Origin of the sequence: Microbacterium sp. NPDC087589, from assembly GCF_044743635.1 — a bacterium.
Taxonomy (GTDB): domain Bacteria; phylum Actinomycetota; class Actinomycetes; order Actinomycetales; family Microbacteriaceae; genus Microbacterium.
On the sequence record NZ_JBIUWV010000004.1, the window covers coordinates 217,914 to 235,673 of the forward strand.

Sequence of the window (17,760 nt, forward strand, 5' to 3'; positions counted from 1 at the left end):
AGAAGCAGAAAAGGCCGGGATGCATCTGCATCCCGGCCTTTCCTCATCGGTGCTGGCTACTGCGCAGGACCCGCCCAGAAGTCGTCGTACGTGTAGACGACCGGCACGGCCGTCGCGCTTCCCGACAGGTAACTGTTCACACCGACGTAGCCGGGAACCTGCAGGGCGGCCGTGGCATCCGTCGTCGTGATCGTCCACCCGGTCGGCTCGGTGGCGGCAGTTCGCCACACCTTCGCCCTGAGAGTGGTCGGGTTGGTGCCGGTCACCTGGAACCGGACGCTCAACTGGTCGGCGCCCGTGACCGAGAGTCCGGGGATGGTCATCGACGACAGGACCGTCTCTGCTCCGCCGGTCGTCTTGGTCAGCCAGACTGCCACGGCACCGTTCGACGCCACACGGAACTTCGCGCGGTAGTCGTTCGCGTTGTCGATCTGTCGTCCCAGTGCCGAGAAGTAGAACCCGCCGCCCGTCGACGCCTGGTTGAAGGCGAGCGTGAACCGCTCCTCGGTGTCGGTCGACGGCGTCGAGCCCGCGAGCGAGGCGGTGTAATTGTTGCCCGCCGACAGGGTGACGGTGCCACCGGTGCCATTGACCCCGAACTTGCTCAGAGCCGTCGCACTGCTCGGGAACATCGTCCAGGGGCCGCCTGTGGTGGTCGCAGTGCCCCAGCCGTTGGTGGCCGTGCGTGTGAAGGCATCCTGAGCCCAGACCTGTGGAGCCGAGACCGTGACCGACTCGGTCGTGGTGGCGGTAGCCCCTCGATCGTCCGTCACCGTGAGCGTCACCGTGTAGGAGCCGCCCGCGGCGTAGGTGTGGGTCGCGGTCGCGTCCGTGCCCGTGGCGCCGTCTCCGAAGTCCCAGGCGTAGGTGGCGATCGAGCCGTCAGCGTCTGCGGAGCCCGAGCCGTCCACTGCCACCGCCAGGCCCGTCACCGAGGTGGTGAACGCAGCGGTCGGCACCGCGTTCGCCGAGACGGCGACATCGTGGCTCACCGTCGAGGTTCCGCCGCGGTTGTCCGTGACCGTGAGGGTCACTGTGTAGGTGCCGACACTCGCGTAGGTGTGGGTGGCGGTGGCTCCCGTCCCGGTCTCCCCGTCGCCGAAGTCCCACGCGTACGAATCGATCGTGCCGTCGGGGTCCGTCGAGCTCGTGCCATCGGCCGTGAGCTCGAGCAGATCCGTCGAGGTGGTGAACGCGGACGTCGGGTCCTGGTTCGGGGCCGGCGTCGTCGTGACGTCACGCGTCGTGCTCGACGTCGTGCCGCTGTCGTCGGTCACGACGAGAGTGACGGTGAATGTGTCGGCCGTCGCGTACGTATGGTTCACGGTCGCCCCGGTGCCGGTGGTCCCATCGCCGAAGTCCCACGCGTAGGTCGCGATCGTGCCATCCGGGTCGGAGGAGTCCGATCCGTCGAGCGCGACGTCGAGGTGATCGGTCGTCGCGCCGATGACGGCTGTCGGAGCCTGATTCGGTGCCACGGTCACCGACCGCGTCACGGCGTCGATCAGCGAGGTGCTGTCCGTCACCGTGAGCGTGATCGTATAGGTGCCGCCCGATGCGTAGGCGTGCGACGCTGTGGCGCCGTTCGCCGTCGTGCCATCGCCGAAGTCCCACGCGTACGCCAGAGGGTCGCCGTCGGCGTCGCTCGAGGTGCTCGCGTCGACGTCGATGTTCAGCTTGTTCGTCTCCGAGGTGAACGCCGCCTCCGGGGCGCGCCCCGGAACGGTGCGACCGCTCGCCGCGTAGTGCTCTCGGACGCGCTGCTCCGAGAGCACCGAGGAGTACACGGCGACCTCATCGAGCGTTCCGGCGATGTAGTTGCTGGAGGTGCTGCCCCAGGTGCGGTCAGCGCCGATGCGCCAGTAGCCTCGGTAGTTCTCGGCGCCTGCCATCGAGTTGCTGCCGACCAGCTGCGTATCGACCCACAGCTTCATGCCGTCGGCTCCCTGCGCGGCCACCAGGTGGTGCCACTGCCCGTCGTTGTAGGCCGTTGGCGTCACCAGGCTCGTCTGCGGCTGACCGCTTCCGAACTGGAGCTTGCCGTCGTTCTGCATGACGACGTGGCGATCGTAGGTGGAGCTGAGCCCGCTGGTGGCGTTGCCGAATCCGATCAGCGTGCCACCTCTGGTGCTCGTCGTCTTGAACCACAGCTCTGCGCTGTACGTGGTCGGCGCTGTCCACGCTTCCTGCGCGACCACGAGCGCACTGGAGCCGTTGAAGGTCGTCGCGGTCCCGGTGCCGATGGCCGGCGCCTGCCCGCGAGACACGGTCCCCGACGGGTTGCCTGTCGTGCCGCCGACGGCGGAATCGGCGATCGTTCCCGCAGCGGTCTCGTCGAGGCGCCAATACAGGTCGGGCTTGTCGGTCGCGACTGCCGCGCCGTAGACATCGGCGGGTGCCGCGGTCCAGGCAGCCGAGCGTCCGCTCGCCAGGTAGTGCGACTGGATGTCGCTCTGCGTCAGCGCGGCGGGGTACACGGCCACATCATCGATGGAACCCGCGAGTCCGGCGTTGGTCGGCTTGTTGGTGAAGCCGTTCGTCTGGTCGGCGCCGATGCGCCAGTAGCCGTCGTAGATCTTCGGCGCAGTGCGAGCCTGGTCGCGGCCGACGCGCGTGCCGTCGACGAAGAGCTGCATGCCCTCAGCGCCGACAGTGCCGACGATGTGGTGCCAGTTGCCGTCGTTCACTGCGGTGCGACTGAAGATCGTACGGTACGAGCCGTCGTTGATCGCGAAGTTCGCGCGGCCCGAGTTGTCGAGATAGAGAACTCGATCGGTGGTGCCCGACGTCGAGGTCCCGGTGGCGGAGTCGCCGAACCCGACGATGCGCCCGCCCCTGGTGTTGGTGGTCTTCACCCACGCCTCGACGGTGACTGATGCGTCCGCCGTGCTGACATCCTGTGTCGTCATCCTGGGCGAGCTTCCGCCCGAGGACGTGACCGCGGCGTTCGGGTTGTTGAGCATCGCCCCGCTCGATCCGAGCGTGAGGCCGGATGCCGTGCCGGGTGCATCACCGACGTCGTCGAACAGACGTGTGCCGGTCGTCTCGTCGAGTCGCCAGTAGTGGCTCGCCCCGCTGTCGCGCACGGCTGCCCGGTACGCCGCTGTCGGTGTGCTCGACACCGTCACGTAGGGCGACCAGGCGCTCCACTGCACGTTGCCGTCGGCATCCGTCGCCTTGACCTGATAGCGCACCTGCGCGCCGGGCGTCGCACCGCTGTCCGTGACGCTCAGACTGGGCAGATTCCAGAACCGGCCGTCGGTGCGGGTGACGGTTCCGACCTTCGTCCACGGGCTGCGGTACACGTCGTAGGTGATCGTCGCGTTGTCTCGGTCCCACGCGCTGATGAAGGGCACGCGCACCACACCCGACTCGTTCGAGTACGGGGCCGGAGTGAGCCCGGCGTTGTACACGGGGCCGACCGCGTGAGGTGAGACGTTGGTCTTGCCGAACCGCACGAGTCCCTGCTGGGCGACGTTGTTCACCTTCGGGAACTCGCCGCCGAGGACGACGTAGTCCGCGTTGCCGGTCACCGACCAGGCTGCTTGTCGCGAGCTGGTGTAGGTGCCGAACTCGAGGTCGGGATACCAGTTGAGCTGCTCGGTGTACGGGAGTCCGGTGAAGTCCCACCCGTAGGCGTCCTTCTTGGAGATGATCCCGGTAGGCGTGGTGCTCTCGGCGGTCGCCTTGATCCACCGTGACCGCGGATTGGTGTCACCGAACGCTCCGACCACGCTGCAGTCGTGCCGGTGCGAGACAGAGTAGAGGACGCCGTCCTGTGGGAAGCTTCCGTAGCTGTCGCCGAGGCAGTCGTTGACCCAGTTGATCGCGCCTGTGTACGGATCGGCGGCGAACGTGCCCTCGAACGTTGCACCGGCACCGAACGCGTAGCCGGTGCCGTAGACCTGCGTGCCGTCCGTGCTGAGGCTCGAGATGGCTCCGTTCAGACCCGCGGTCCTGATCCGATCGGTGGCGGCCCAGGGCGCGGCGGTGCCGGTGGCCGCGTCGATCGATGCCATGCCGTAGGCGCTCGCGCCGTTCACTGTGGTGAACGAGCCGCCGACGATGATGCGAGAGGCGTCGGGACTGGCGAGCATGTCCCAGACGAACCCGTCTCCGGCCGCAGAGGGATCCCACGCCGTGATGGCCTTCGTGGTGGTGTTCCATGCTGCCAGTTCGCTGCGCGCCAGACCGCCGCTGGAGCGGAAGTTGCCACCGACGTAGACGGTGTCGCCCGAGAACGCGAAGCCCCTGACCTGTCCGTCCGTGCGGGGGGCCCAGTTGAGCATCGCGCCGGTGGCGACGTCGAAGGCGGCGACGTGTGCACGCGCCTGGCCGTCGACCGCGGTGAAGTCCCCGCCGAAGTACACGGTCTGACCGTCGGGTGTGACGCGGACCACGAGGCCCTGGCCGTCGAACGAGTGGCTGAAGTTCGGCACGGGGTTGCCCGTGGTGATGTCGAAGGCGAAGACGTTGTTCGCGTCGATCTCCCCAGGGCCACCCGCAGCGACTCCCGGCGGGCGGGCCTTGGTGAAGCTGCCGGTGACGTAGACCGTGTTGCCTGCGACGGCCTGGCTCCACACGACGCCGTTGATCTGCCACGTGGGCAGGACATCTGCGGTGACGGTGTCGGGCTGACCTGCGGTGTCGGCCTGCGCCGACTCGAGCGGAAGGGCGATGAAGGCGATCGTGGCGAGTGCCGTCGCTGCGGTGGCGAGCGCGGCGATGAGGCGGCGGAGACGATGTGCTCCGCGGGCGTTGCGTGTCATGGAGGTTCCTCGTGGCGAGAAGCGGTCGGGTCGAGTGGCTGCGGATGGGCTCGCGACGGGCATGTCAGTCGAGCTCTCCGCGGAAGACGGCGGATGTGTGGTCGCCGTCGAAATCGACGACCAGGGTGACCTCGTCGCGCGCACCGGCGGGGATGGCGAAGGCGTATGCGGCGGATGCGGTCTCGCCTGCTTCGAGAGTGCCGGCGAAGTCGACCGCCTCGGCCTCGGCGGCGTACACGCGCACAGCGGTGGCTCCACCTGCGTCCAGCAGAGTGAGCACGGATGTGCCGAGATCGATGGCCTCCGACGAGCCGTTGTCGATGGTGATCGTCAGGCGGGCGTACTCGCGGTCGGGGAAGCTTCCCGGGCCCTGCGAAGTCTCCTTGGCGAACGCGATCTCGTCGATGCTCACGCTCACGCCGTCGTCGTACGAGACGGAGCCTGTGGTGTCGGCGGGATCCGCGTGCACCGTCGGGGCATCCGTCTGTCCCGCGCGCTCGACCTTCGCGATCGGCTGATCGGGGTCCGTGGCCCCTTCGTTCTCCGAAGGACCGGCGCCCGAGGTCGGATCAGGAGCAGGAGTCGCCGACGACGTCGTCGTCGGTTCCGCTCCGCTCGGCGGCTCGGAACCACCGCTGCAAGCGACCAGGCTCACGCAGAGCGCGAGCGTCGCGATGGATATGAATGCACGCGCAATCACCATGATCGTCGATCCCCAGATTCCCCAATCAGGGTTGCCGACAAGACCCGTCAACGACGGATCAGATCAGCGAGTGTCATCCCCAAATGACACAATCCCCAGTACGCGTGATCCTATCAGGTCCACCGGATAGGGAACAAGATACGTGTGGACAGACTTCTAGTGACCTTCAGCCAAGAAGTGCGGCGAGGATTCCGTCGGAGTAGCGCCTGGTCGAGAACGCCTCGGCCACCGCGGAGGAATCCGCGACACCGAGCTGCGCCTGGGTCGGCCAGTCGTCGATCTTCGCGGCGATCGCCGACGCCAGTTCGCCTGCGTCTCCCGGCGGCACCAGCGTCGCGCTCTGCGATGCGCTCACCGCCTCCGGCAGACCGCCGACCTCGCTCACGACGGCGGGTCTCGCGGCCAGTGCCGCCTCGACGGCCGTGTTCCCGAACGTCTCGTCGACGAGCGAGGTGATCACGGCGATGTCGCTCTGCGCGAGGTCGCTCCACACCGACGCCTTGAATCCGAGGAACGAGACGCGCCCGCCGAGGCCGAGGCGGTCGACCTGCGCATGCAGTTCGTCGAGGTAGGCCTCGTTGCCGGGGAAGACCGCTCCGACCACGTCGAGCCGGACGTCGCGCTCATCACGGACGAGCGCGTGCAGCGCGTCGATCGCGACGTGAACGCCCTTGCGGTGCGAGAGGCGGCCGACATAGAGGAGCCGCGTCGGCGCGGTGAGCGGGGTGCGCGGAGGCACGACCTCTGCCGGACCGGGGACGGCGTTGTGAACCACCACCGTCCGCTGCCGCACCCGTGGCGCTGCCTCTGCGAGAACTCGACGTGTGAAGTCGCTGTTCGCGATCACCCGATGGCTGAACACAAGCGGCAGATAGAGCGCACGACGCACGACGCCGGCGACGGATCCCTCGCCTTCGTGCACATGACAGATCGTCAGTCGCCGACTCCACCGACCGAGCAGGATCCACAGCGGGGGAGTGATCGTGTTGACGATCACGGCACCGGGGTCGACCCGCTTGATGAGCCGCAGTCCGGGCACGATCGCCCTGACCGAGGTGGCGAACAGCGTGAGCAGACCGCGTGGGCTCAGCAGGCCCTTGCGTGCGATCGGCGTCACGCATTCCACGACCTCTGCTCCGGCTTCCTCGAGAAGAGGCACGAGAGGGCCGGTGGCCGGCACGGTCACGACGACCCGCCGGCCGGCGCCCACGAGCGCGCGGACGGTCTCGAGCACCATCCTGTCGGAGCCGTACAGGTCGGCCCCGGGGTTGGCGATCAGAACGACGTTCGCGTCACCCTTCGGCATGTCAGCGCTGGGGCCAGTACTCGTCGACGAGGCTCACCGTCGACGCGATGTTCGCGCGGCTCGATGCGCCGAACACGATCGACTCGAGGTTCGGCAGGCCAGTCACCCACTCGATGGCTTCGCGAGGCGGGATCGCGCCACTCGCGTACACCGACATCGCGACCGCACGGAAGGGGCGCTTGTCCATCGCCTCGCGGTAGGCGTCGACGCCTCCGGACATGCGGAACCCGAGCTTGTTGATGTTCGAGCACACGATCGGGTTCTCGACGCCGGCCTTGTCGAGGTCGTCGAGCAGACGAGGAAGGTTCATCGTGATGAAGCCCGGCTCCGCGTTGTAGCGCTTGCGCACGTGGTCGGCGAAGATGCGGAATGCGTCGGTGAATCCGAGGCCCGAGAGCAGGTCGACGACGACGTTCTGCAGCCAGATGACCGGCGTGTTCAAGCCCTCGAACATCTTCATCTCGGCGTCGATGAGCAGCGTCGTCACGCCCTCGATGTCCTTGCGTGCGAACGACGATGTCCCGCGGGCGATGCTGTCGAGCAGCCCCTCCTCGGGGAGGAACTTTCGGATGGCTCCGAGGAATCCGTCTTCCGTCACAGCATTGGCGTACTTGTGCGCGTACGGCATGCACGGGAAGAACGTCATATCGGCGTAGCGGTCGGGGTGGGCGCGCACGTGGTCGGTGACCTCGGCGATCCGATCGTGGGTCGTGCACATGAACGTGTGCACGCCCTCGTCATAGGCCGCGTCGAGGACTCCCATGATCGCGTCGGTGTCCTGGAACCGCATCTGCTGTGCGCGGGCCTTCTCCTCCGACATGTGATTGACGCCGAAGAACTGGTTGTCGCCGAACAGCAGTCGGTCCATGGTGCGAGTGGGTGTCGTCATGGTCATTTCCCTCCACGCAGGGCGCTGAACGCTGCCGCGATGCGCCCCTTCGGTGCCGTCTGCACGGCGAGATCGGATGCTGCTTCTGCGGTCAGACGCGAGTCCTCGCGCACCGCGTCCTCGCTGATCATCGAGATCACCCTGTCGGTGACCGCTGCCGATGCGAAGTCGTTCGTGCCTGCCGATGCGCCGGCCTGGGCACGCTGGACGAACGAGTCCAGCTGCGCGCTGTACTCCTCGCCGCGCAAGTAGAACCACGGCGCCTCGGTGAGGTCGGTGGTGTACCTGACGTTCCACCCCACGCGGTATCCCTCGGGGATGGTGGCGGTGTCGCGCAGGTAGACATGGATCTCCTGGCGATCGGCGTAGATCCGGCCGTCGGTGCCCCACAGAGTGATCTTGGTCGTCATCTTGCGCTGTGACTCATCCGACCAGTTCGAGATGATCTGCGCGGTTCCCTGCGGGTAGTGCAGCGTGCTCGCGACGGCGTCGTCGATCTGTGCCGAGAAGATGCTCGTCAGCTGGCTGCCGCTCACGGACTCGGGAGTGCCGAGGTACCAGGTGAGGAGATTGAGCGGATGGGCCGCGTAGTCGTACAGGCAGCCGCCTCCGGTCGCCCGCTCGCTGCGCCAGGTCCGCCCGGCGGGCTTGAGCACGACAGGGCCGTAGGCCTCAGCGAGAGCGGTGTTCACGGTGCCGATGGCCTCGAGGTCGAGCAGTCGCTTGACCTCGAGGAAGGCTCCGACGAAGCGGTTGTGATACCCGACCTGCGTGACGAGGCCCTTCTGCTCGGCCAGCGCGGTCAGTTCCACGCTGTCGGCCGGATCGATCACGAGCGGCTTCTCACAGAAGACGTGGATGCCGCGCTCGAGGGCGTTCCGGATCATCCCTGCGTGCAGGTGGGTCGGTGTCGCGATGATGATGGCCTGGGGCCGGGACTCATCGAGCATCCTGTCGAGGTCCTTGTATGTCTTGACCCCGGTGTACTTCGCGAGGATGTCGAGGAGATATCCGGTCGCGTCGCACACGCCGACGAGATTCACGTCAGGGTGCGCCTTGATCATCGACAGATGAGACAGCCCCATCTTGCCGAGTCCGACCACTGCCACATCGATCATGCGTTTACCCCTGTCTGCTGCTGTGCGTGCCCTCGTCGTGCGAGGGCCGTGAGAAGTGCGTGCTCGTACTCGGAGCCGATCTTGGTCCACGTGAACTCGGCGTGGAAACGAGCGCGGCTGGCGGCGCCCATGCGCAGCCTTCTGCTGTCGTCGGAAAGCACATCGTCGAGCAGGTCGGCGAGATCGTCGGCTCCGGCGAAGTAGGCGTTGTCGGGTCCTGCGACCCAGGTGTTGTACGCGTTGTCGTGAGCGATCACCGCATTGCCGGCCGCCATCGCCTCGACGAGGGACGGATTGGTGCCGCCGACGGTGTGCCCATGCAGGTACAGAGCGGAGTGGAAGCGCAGCGACTGCAAGCGCTCGGGGTCGAAGATCGCCCCGGGGAACAGCACCTCGTCGGATGCCGCGGCGCGCACAGCCACGTGATACGGGTCATCATCGCCGTACGGGCCGACCACGACGAGGGGCATGCCTCGCTCGGCGGAAGACCACGCCTGGACGATCTCGAGCACCGAGTTCTCGGGAATCGGTCGGCACACGATCATCGCGTAGCGGTCGGGAACGAGTCCGAGCTCTTCGACAGGGCCTGTCGGAGCATCGGTCACCTCATGGGCGCCGTAGGTGATCGTCTGCACCCGGCGCGTGCCGAAGTGCCGACGGAGGTACGTGGCGATCACCGGGTGGTCGGCGATCAGCACGTCGCCGACCAGGCCCGCGAGGCGCTCGTTGGCCAGCAGGATGCCCTGCTTGACGATGCCCCAGCGCTTGCGGGTCCACTCCATGCCGTCCATGTTGATGACGTTGGGGATCCGTCGCAGCCGCGGGATGACGTCGAACACTCCGGTGTTGTAGCCGAAGGTGAGCCAGACGTCGCCGTCGACGTGCTCGCGCATCGCATGACGGATCGTGGTCAGGTCGAATGCCGACGTGCCCTTCCATCCTTCACGAGGCTCGTGGACGAGGACTCGCTGGAGCCCGTTCCACTCATCGACCGTCGTCGGTCCCTCCCCGGGAAGCTGGCAGTAGACGATGACGTTCCAGCCCTGATCCCGCAGATACAGACCGACATTCTCAGCGGCGGTCTCGAATCCGCCGTACGCGGCGGGAACGCCGTGGGTGCCAAGTATCCGGACGGTTGATGGCACGGTGATTTTCCCCTCATTTCGGATGCTCCCGCATCCACTTCGCTGCATTACGGTCCTGCATCCGCCTCCCCGGCGGACCGAACCACAGCGTTCTGTGACTAGTATGCCCCGCTGGGCTGCACCATGACCTTGGCAGTACGCCACATGATCTGCAGATCGTTCATCACGGACCAGTTCTCGACGTAACGCAGGTCGAGGCGGACGCTCTCATCCCACGAGAGGTCGCTGCGGCCCGAGACCTGCCAGAGCCCCGTGATTCCGGGCTTGATGTACAGGCGACGGAACACCGTGCCGTCGTACGCGGTCACCTCGGAAGGCAGCGGCGGACGCGGGCCCACGACGCTCATGTCGCCGATCAGGACGTTCCAGAACTGCGGGAGCTCATCGAGCGACAGCTTGCGCAGGATCCGGCCCACGCGGGTGACACGCGGGTCGTCCTTCATCTTGAACAGCAGGCCGGCTCCCTGGTTCTGCTCCTTCAGAGCGGCGAGCTGCTGCTCGGCGTCGGTCTTCATCGAGCGGAACTTCATGATCTTGAAGGTGCGCCCGTCGCGACCGACCCGCTCCTGCGAGAAGAACAGCGGCCCCGGAGAATCGAGCTTGACGAGCAGCGCGAGGATCGGCGTGATCAGCGCGATCGGGATGAGTGCGACGGAGGCGACGGCGATGTCGAGTGCGCGCTTGAGAACGTGCTGACCACCCTCGTAGGAGGGGATCTGCACCTGGATCAGCGGAAGGCCCTCGACCGGGGCGAAGGAGATGCGCGGGCCGGCGACGTCGGTGAGGCGGCTCGAGAGCACGAGCTCGGCGGCGGTGCCTTCGAGCTGCCAGCTGAGGTGCTTCACGAAGTCGGGCTCGCCGTCTGGCCGGCTCGCCACGATGATCGTGTCAGCGCCCAGCTCGGCGGCCACCGTCGAGACGGAGTTGACGTTGCCGAGCACTGGGAACTGCTCGCCGCGGGCTTCGACGTCGCGTGCGTTGCCGTCGAGCAGCGTCGCACCGACGACCTGGTACCCGGAGGCGCCGATCGGGTGCAGGGTGCGGATGACGTACTCGACGTCGTCGCGGTTGCCGACGACGAGCGTACGCGAGGCGAAACGCCCTCGCGCACGCTGCGTCGTCAGCCAGTGCCGCCACGCCCAGCGGGTGACGAGCAGGGTGAGGACCCCGAGCGGCAGGCCGACGAGCAGCACGAGCTGCATCGTCTGCCAGCCGAGCACGACGCTGAGCATGGCGATGATCCCGAACGCCAGCCCGCTGGCGTGTGCCACGCCGCGGTACTCGGTGGCGCTGGCGCGGAACAGCGCTGCATCACGGGTGTGCAGCGCGCCGAGCATCAGATACCAGAGCGAGGCAAGCAGAATGCCGTTGCGCAGGGCCTCTTCCCCTGCGACACCGGTCATCACCTGCATCGCTGCTGTGATTCCGACCGCGAACAGGATGACCCCAGCATCCGTGATCCGCAGCCGCATCCGATAACGCCGCTCCCACTGACGGCGTCGCTCCAGCGTCGCGGACACGCGAGGTGTGACCACCGTGCGCGTGACCGACTTGGCGGCTCGCGGAGCAGAGACCGGCGTGAAGACCGACCCCGTGCGAGTGATGCTCAGGGCATCCTCGACGGAAGTCATGCCGAAGCCCCTTGAGCCCTGAATGTACGCAGAATTCCCCAGTGCGCCATAGTTATCCCCAGATATTCCCCAGACCACGGACCCCACGTCCATGGCATCGTCTGCGTCCCGACCCCTCGGGTCCTGCTGCATCCGTGATCCCAAATCACGAGTAGCGGTCACCGTCCCACACGGTGTTGCTGGCAGCAGGCACTGCAGACTTCGTTCACTCTAGCGGAACACAACGTTCAGCGAAAGGTAATTCATGCGAGTGGATCAACCTTTATTCCGGTACGCGAGCTCGGGCGGCGAGCGGCGCCGATATTCTGACCGCGTGACCACCAGCTCAGTACCCCGCTTCCACCTCAGTCGCATGCTGCCCAGGGATCCTGCGCAATCCCATCGCAGCGCCAGCATGCTCGAGCTCTTCTTCGATCTCGTCTTCGTCGTCGCGGTGAGCATCGCTTCGGCACAGCTGCACCACGCACTGAGTCACGGTGACTTCGTCCACGGCATCACCTCCTATGCACTCGTGTTCTTCGCGGTGTGGTGGGCGTGGATGAACTTCACGTGGTTCGCCACCTCGTTCGACACCGACGACTGGCTCTACCGAGTCACCACAGTCGTGCAGATGGGTGGAGTGCTAGTACTGGCGGCCGGGATCCCCGCGGCGTTCGAGCACGGAGACTTCACCGTCCCGGTGATCGGTTACATCGTGATGCGCGTCGCGATGATCGCGCAGTGGCTGCGAGCGTCACGTGGAGCGGGGGAGCTGAAGGATGCGACTCGTCGGTACGCCTTCGGCATCGCCGGCGTGCAGGTGCTGTGGGTGCTGTTCCTGCTCATCCCCTCAGGGCCGCTCCAGCTCCTGGCCTTCGTGGTCTTCGCACTCCTCGAGATCAGCGTGCCGGTGTTCGCCGAGCATCGCCGGCAGACTCCGTGGCACCCGCATCACATCACTGAGCGCTATGGGCTCTTCACGCTGATCGTCCTGGGCGAGAGTCTCCTCGCCTCCGCCAATGCGATCATCGACGCGAAGAACGAGCTCGACTCCTTCGTCCCGCTCATCTCGATCTCGGCACTGACGCTGGTCGTGACCGCCTCGCTCTGGTGGATCTACTTCTGGGCTCCGCACCACAGGGCGATCACGACGTTCGGACGTTCGCTCCGCTACGGGTACACGCACTATCTCGTCTTCGGCGCGGCCGCTGCCTTCTCGGCGGGAATCGAGGTCGAGCTCGACGTCCTGACCGGCGAGAGCCATCTCTCCCAGGCCGTCGCCTCGCTCACGGTGACGATTCCGATCGCGATCTTCCTGCTGGGCATCTGGTGGATCGCGATCCGCGAGAACGCCGACAGGGTGGTGAACACGGTCGTCCCCCTCGGCGCGGTGGTGGTGCTGCTCGACCCGATCCTGCCGATCCCGGTGGTGATCACGGCCGCCGTCCTCGTAGCGATCGTGGTCGTGCTCGTCCTGCACCCGCCGGTGCGGCGGGAGCCATAGACATCGCATAGACGAGGCATAGCTCGCTGATCGCTTCTTCCGTGACCATGGGTACATCGACATCCGTCCACGCCGAGAGGAGCACGATCATGAGCCGCATCCCCGAACCCGTCCAGACCCCTGAGGGCCCGACATACGAAGGGCGGCTGCTCGACCGCGCCGATGAGGAGGTCGTCGATCAGGGCGCCTCTTTCGACATCCGCACACTGATGACCCGCCGGGGCCTTCTCGGACTCGCCGGACTCGGTGTGGGCGCGGTGGTCCTCGCCGCGTGCGCGCCGTCGGAGAGCAGCACGTCGGACACGAGCGGCTCGACGTCGACGACAGGCACCGGAGGCTCGTCGGGATCGACGGCCGCGTCTGCGGCGGGAGAGATCCCTGATGAGACCGCAGGGCCCTACCCCGGCGACGGCTCGAACGGGCCTGATGTCCTCGAGGATTCGGGCATCGTGCGTCAGGACATCACGACCTCGATCGACGGGTCGGCCACCGCCGACGGCATACCGCTCACCTTCGAACTTCAGGTCATCGACCTCGCGAACGGCGGCGTCCCGTTCGAGGGAGTCGCGGTCTACGCGTGGCACTGCACGGCTGAGGGCGAGTACTCGATGTACTCCTCCGGCCTCGAGGATGTCACCTACCTCCGCGGGGTGCAGGTCGCGGATGCCGACGGCAGGGTCTCGTTCACCTCGATCTTCCCCGGTTGCTATTCGGGCCGCTGGCCGCACATCCACTTCGAGGTCTATCCGGACGTCGACTCGATCACCGACTCGACCAACGCCATCGCCACGTCCCAGCTCGCGCTGCCGGAGGATGTCTGCGCCACCGTATACGCCGACTCCCGGTACCCGGGGTCCGCCCAGAACCTCTCACGGACGAGCCTCGCCGGAGACAACGTATTCGGCGACGACTCCGCCGCGCTTCAGCTGGCCACAGTCACCGGTGACGTGAGCGCGGGCTACTCCGCAGCGCTCGTGGTCGGCGTCGACACGGCCACGACGCCGAGCGCCGGTGACGCCGAGCGCCGGTGATGCCGACCTGCTAGACTGATGAAGCACCGTGTGTTCTGGCCCTATCTAGGCCGTCCACGGAGCCACTGATCAGGGCCATTCCGGACCGCGTGCATCGATGCGCGCGGCATCCGCCCTCGATCTCACATCTTGCGGGTCGCGATATCGCGCGCCCGTCACACAGCAATGAGTATGACCATGAGCATGACCACCCTTCCTCCTTCCGATCCGTTGACCTGGAAACAGGCCGACGCAGACGTGCATGTCGCGACCCGATCCGGCGAGTTCGCCGGATTCGTCGAATTCGACGGCGCCACGCACCTTGCCCGCGATCAGCGCGGGACCGAGCTCGGGGCGTTCGATTCCCTCGATGACGCGCGCGAGGCTCTCGAGGCCGCAAGCGCACCGAAGCACCGCGCGCGCACGTTCTCTTTCACCCTTCCGCGCGCATTGAGACGGCGCCCGCGTCGAGCCCGCGCCTGACCGTTTCATTCACAGCACCTGTGAATCGTCAAGGGGTGCCGACGTATTCCCCACGGCGCATGTGCGGGGGGTTAGGTTGAGTTAAGCGTTGGGCGATCTGCCTTGGGCTTACCACAGCTCAAGGGCTCCAATCGACGGGAGAGCAACATCTCCATTTCACAGGTCGAAAAGACCGCAGCCACGCTCGGACCGGTACGCCAGACGTACGCCGGGAACGCAGACATCCCCCCGATGACGCACGCCTACAAGCAGGTGTCGCAGGTGGTCAGGGAGACCGGCCTTCTGCAGCGCGCCGGATGGTTCTACATCTTCGTCGCCGCTGGCCTCGCAGTCGCCCTCGGGGGACTCATCACCGGCTTCATCCTGCTCGGCGACAGCTGGTTCCAGCTGCTGATCGCTGCCGGTCTCGGCCTCGTCCTCACGCAGGTGGCGTTCCTCGCCCATGAGGCGGCGCACCGCCAGATCCTCACTTCGGGCCCAGCGAACTTCCGCCTCGCTCGTATCCTGGCCGCCGGCGTCGTCGGCATCAGCTACTCGTGGTGGGACTCCAAGCACACCAAGCACCACGGAAACCCGAACCAGGTCGGCAAGGACCCCGACATCGAGGTCGACACGATCTCGTTCCTCGAGACGGATGCGGCGCAGTCGCGCGGCATCGTCCGCCTGATCACACGCAAGCAGGGATGGCTGTTCTTCCCGCTCCTGACGCTCGAGGGGCTCAACCTCCACTACCTCGGCGTCAAGCACCTGGTGACGAGCAAGAAGGCCAAGGGCCGCTGGATCGAGCTGGGCCTGATCGCCCTCCGTTTCGCGATCGTTCTGGTCCCGGTCTTCCTGATGCTCCCGCTCGGCATGGCGTTCGCCTTCATGGGCGTGCAGCTCGCCGTCTTCGGTGTCTACATGGGGGCGTCTTTCGCTCCGAACCACAAGGGCATGCCGATCATCGACCCGAACGCTCGCCTCGACTTCTTCTCGAAGCAGGTGCGCACCTCGCGCAACATCCGCGGCGGATGGTGGGCCACCTGGCTCATGGGCGGTCTCAACTACCAGGTCGAGCACCACCTGTTCCCGAACATGCCGCGCCCGAATCTCGCCAAGGCCCGTGAGATCGTCCGCGACTACTGCATCTCGAACGACGTGCCGTACACCGAGACGAGCCTCCTGCGCTCGTACGCGATCGTCATCGAGTACCTCAACCGTGTCGGCCTCGCCGCCGGTGCCGATCCGTTCGACTGCCCCGCAGCCGCGCAGTTCGTCCGCGCGTAGACCGCCCACCACGTCGATTCGAACGGCCCCCATCCCTCGGGATGGGGGCCGTTCGCGTCGTGCGCCGTCGTCTAGATCAGACCGAGTTCGAGCGCCAGCGTCACGGCGCGCGTGCGGTCGGAGACCTCGAGCTTCTCGAACACATGGATCAGGTGGGTCTTCACCGTCGCCTCGCCGATGAACAGCTCTCGAGCGATCTCCGGATTGCTGCGACCAGCCGCGACGAGTCGGAGCACCTCGCGTTCCCGCGGGCTCAGCTGAGGTTTGCCCGGTCGCTCGACGCGCATCCGCGTGACGAGCGTCGCGGCGATCGTCGGGGCGAGGACTGTATGGCCTTCGGAGACGGCACGGATTCCTGCGACGATCTCCTCGTGCGGTGCGGCCTTGAGGAGGTATCCGCTCGCTCCTGCCTCGATCGCACCGAGGATGTCGTCGTCTGTCTCGTACGTCGTCAGCACGAGCACTCGCACCTCGGGCAGCTCCGCAGCGATGCGCGACGTCGCCTCGATGCCCGAGGTGCCAGGCATCCGGAGATCCATCAGCACGACATCGGGGCGCAGACGGGCGGCCAGGTCGACCGCCTCGGCGCCGTTCGCCGCCTGCCCGACGACTTCGAGACCCGGATCGAGGGCGATGAGGCCCACGATGCCGGACCGCACGATCGGGTGGTCATCGGCGACGATGACTCGGATCATGGCGTCGTCTCCTTGTCAGCGCTGACGTTGACGTCGGTGTGCAGCGGGATGCACACGGTCAGGTCCGTGCCTGCCCTGGCTCCGTCTGCGACGGTCAGAGTGCCGCCGACGAGGGCGACCCGGTCCCGCATCCCGGCAAGGCCGAATCCGCGGTCATCGTCGATCGAGACGCCGCCGAGTCCGCGACCGTCATCCAGGATGCGGAGCTCTGCCGAATCGGCGATCGCGAGTGTGACCCGAGCGGATGCGGCCCCGGAGTGCTTGCGCACGTTCGCGAGGCCCTCCTGCGCGCAGCGCAGTAGGACGACCTGCACGCCCCGCGCCAGCACGGCATCCGGTGCCGACACGTCGACGCGCATGCCCGTCTCTCTCGCGAATCGGTCTCCGAGGCGGCGGAGCGCGTCTCCGAGGGACTCGGCAGACGGCGTAGGCGAGGTCACGGCCACGAGAGCCCTGGCTTCGACGAGCGCCTCTCTCGCCGCGTTCTCGATCAGTTCGATCGCCGCGGGGGAGCCGTCGAGACGTGCGCGCTCTGCGAGCATCACGATGCTCGCCAGACTCTGGGCGATCGTGTCGTGGACGTCGCGAGCGAGACGAGCGCGCTCTTCTATCGCACCGGCTTCGCGGCTCGCTGTCTCGAGACCCGCCTGCGCGGCGGTCAGATCCGCGAGCAGATGCTGGCGCTCGACGCCCCATTCGGCGATGCGCGTGATCCAGAGGCCGAGAGCGAGGCTGAACGCGGTCGACAGCCCGGATGAGATGAAACCGGCGCTGAGGGCATCGGCAGTGAAGTCGCCCCAGTAGCCGTAGGCGAGGCCGAGCACGACGCCGTTGCCCAGCGTGACCAGAACGGCCTGCAGGGTCGATCGTGACGTCATCCAGATGAGCGGTAGCACCAGGGTCTGCAGCAGCAGCATGTTCGGCTCGATCGCGACACCCACCGCGAGAAGCGAGATCATCCCGATCTGCAGCAACGCCGAGACCGCCGGTGCAGGATCTTCGACGCCCTCGTGGATCCCCACGTAGGCGCGGGCACCGAACGCGTAGATGAGGAAGACCCCGACCGTGATGGCGACGAGCACCCAGCGTGATCCGGCGAAGCTCGGTGGGAGGGTGAGGGAGAGGCCGGCCACAGCGAGCAGGAGCGCGGTCGCGGCGACGTCCCACCCCAGGCGCTCCCGACGGATCACGCGACTCATGCGCACCACTCTTCCACTGTTCCGCACGCCCCGAGGCGCGGTTCGGCGCCGTGCAGACGTCGA

General features: G+C 66.8%; 13 protein-coding genes. 4 read left to right on the top strand and 9 right to left on the bottom strand.

Annotated features, from left to right (window positions below; translation table 11 throughout):
- Positions 1–56: 56 nt before the first annotated feature.
- From ACIOU8_RS11160 to ACIOU8_RS11190, 7 genes are all read right to left on the bottom strand, one after another.
- Complete coding sequence (locus ACIOU8_RS11160) at positions 57–4,769, bottom strand: PKD domain-containing protein (RefSeq protein ID WP_400789247.1); 4,713 nt, start codon at positions 4,767–4,769, stop codon at positions 57–59.
- Positions 4,770–4,833: 64 nt separating this feature from the next.
- The gene (locus ACIOU8_RS11165; RefSeq protein WP_400789250.1) at positions 4,834–5,472 is read right to left on the bottom strand and encodes a DUF4352 domain-containing protein; all 639 of its coding nucleotides are present in this window, start codon (positions 5,470–5,472) and stop codon (positions 4,834–4,836) included.
- A 166-nt stretch (positions 5,473–5,638) separates the two neighbouring features.
- Positions 5,639–6,778, bottom strand: coding sequence for a glycosyltransferase family 4 protein (locus ACIOU8_RS11170; RefSeq protein ID WP_400789252.1), 1,140 nt, complete (start codon positions 6,776–6,778; stop codon positions 5,639–5,641).
- Position 6,779: 1 nt separating this feature from the next.
- On the bottom strand, positions 6,780–7,667 hold the full coding sequence (locus tag ACIOU8_RS11175) for a hypothetical protein (RefSeq protein ID WP_400789255.1): 888 nt from the start codon (positions 7,665–7,667) through the stop codon (positions 6,780–6,782).
- A gap of 2 nt (positions 7,668–7,669) precedes the next feature.
- Complete coding sequence (locus ACIOU8_RS11180; RefSeq protein ID WP_400789257.1) at positions 7,670–8,785, bottom strand: Gfo/Idh/MocA family protein; 1,116 nt, start codon at positions 8,783–8,785, stop codon at positions 7,670–7,672.
- Entirely contained in the window at positions 8,782–9,930 is a 1,149-nt protein-coding gene (locus ACIOU8_RS11185; protein WP_400789260.1) for a DUF1972 domain-containing protein, read from the bottom strand. Before ACIOU8_RS11185 ends, ACIOU8_RS11180 begins: the two co-directional genes overlap by 4 nt.
- Positions 9,931–10,028: 98 nt before the next feature.
- Positions 10,029–11,561, bottom strand: coding sequence for a sugar transferase (locus tag ACIOU8_RS11190; RefSeq protein ID WP_400789262.1), 1,533 nt, complete (start codon positions 11,559–11,561; stop codon positions 10,029–10,031).
- Between the two features lie 352 nt (positions 11,562–11,913).
- Here ACIOU8_RS11190 and ACIOU8_RS11195 point away from each other — a divergent pair, with 352 nt between their 5' ends.
- From ACIOU8_RS11195 to ACIOU8_RS11210, 4 genes are all read left to right on the top strand, one after another.
- The gene (locus ACIOU8_RS11195; protein ID WP_400789470.1) at positions 11,914–13,044 is read left to right on the top strand and encodes a low temperature requirement protein A; all 1,131 of its coding nucleotides are present in this window, start codon (positions 11,914–11,916) and stop codon (positions 13,042–13,044) included.
- 89 nt (positions 13,045–13,133) lie between these two features.
- Positions 13,134–14,075: an intradiol ring-cleavage dioxygenase gene (locus ACIOU8_RS11200; protein WP_400789265.1), complete on the top strand. Its 942-nt coding sequence runs from the start codon at positions 13,134–13,136 to the stop codon at positions 14,073–14,075.
- A 177-nt stretch (positions 14,076–14,252) separates the two neighbouring features.
- A complete protein-coding gene (locus ACIOU8_RS11205) occupies positions 14,253–14,537 on the top strand; it encodes a hypothetical protein (protein WP_400789267.1) in 285 nt (94 codons plus the stop codon).
- Positions 14,538–14,684: 147 nt separating this feature from the next.
- Positions 14,685–15,803 carry a fatty acid desaturase family protein gene (locus ACIOU8_RS11210; protein WP_400789472.1) on the top strand — a complete coding sequence of 373 codons (1,119 nt, stop codon included), beginning with the start codon at positions 14,685–14,687 and terminating at the stop codon, positions 15,801–15,803.
- A gap of 71 nt (positions 15,804–15,874) precedes the next feature.
- Here the strand turns inward: ACIOU8_RS11210 and ACIOU8_RS11215 are convergent, their stop codons facing one another.
- Both ACIOU8_RS11215 and ACIOU8_RS11220 read right to left on the bottom strand, forming a co-directional pair.
- On the bottom strand, positions 15,875–16,498 hold the full coding sequence (locus ACIOU8_RS11215; RefSeq protein WP_400789269.1) for a response regulator: 624 nt from the start codon (positions 16,496–16,498) through the stop codon (positions 15,875–15,877).
- Positions 16,495–17,697, bottom strand: a complete 1,203-nt coding sequence (locus tag ACIOU8_RS11220; protein WP_400789271.1) for a sensor histidine kinase — start codon at positions 17,695–17,697, stop codon at positions 16,495–16,497. Before ACIOU8_RS11220 ends, ACIOU8_RS11215 begins: the two co-directional genes overlap by 4 nt.
- Positions 17,698–17,760 lie beyond the last annotated feature (63 nt).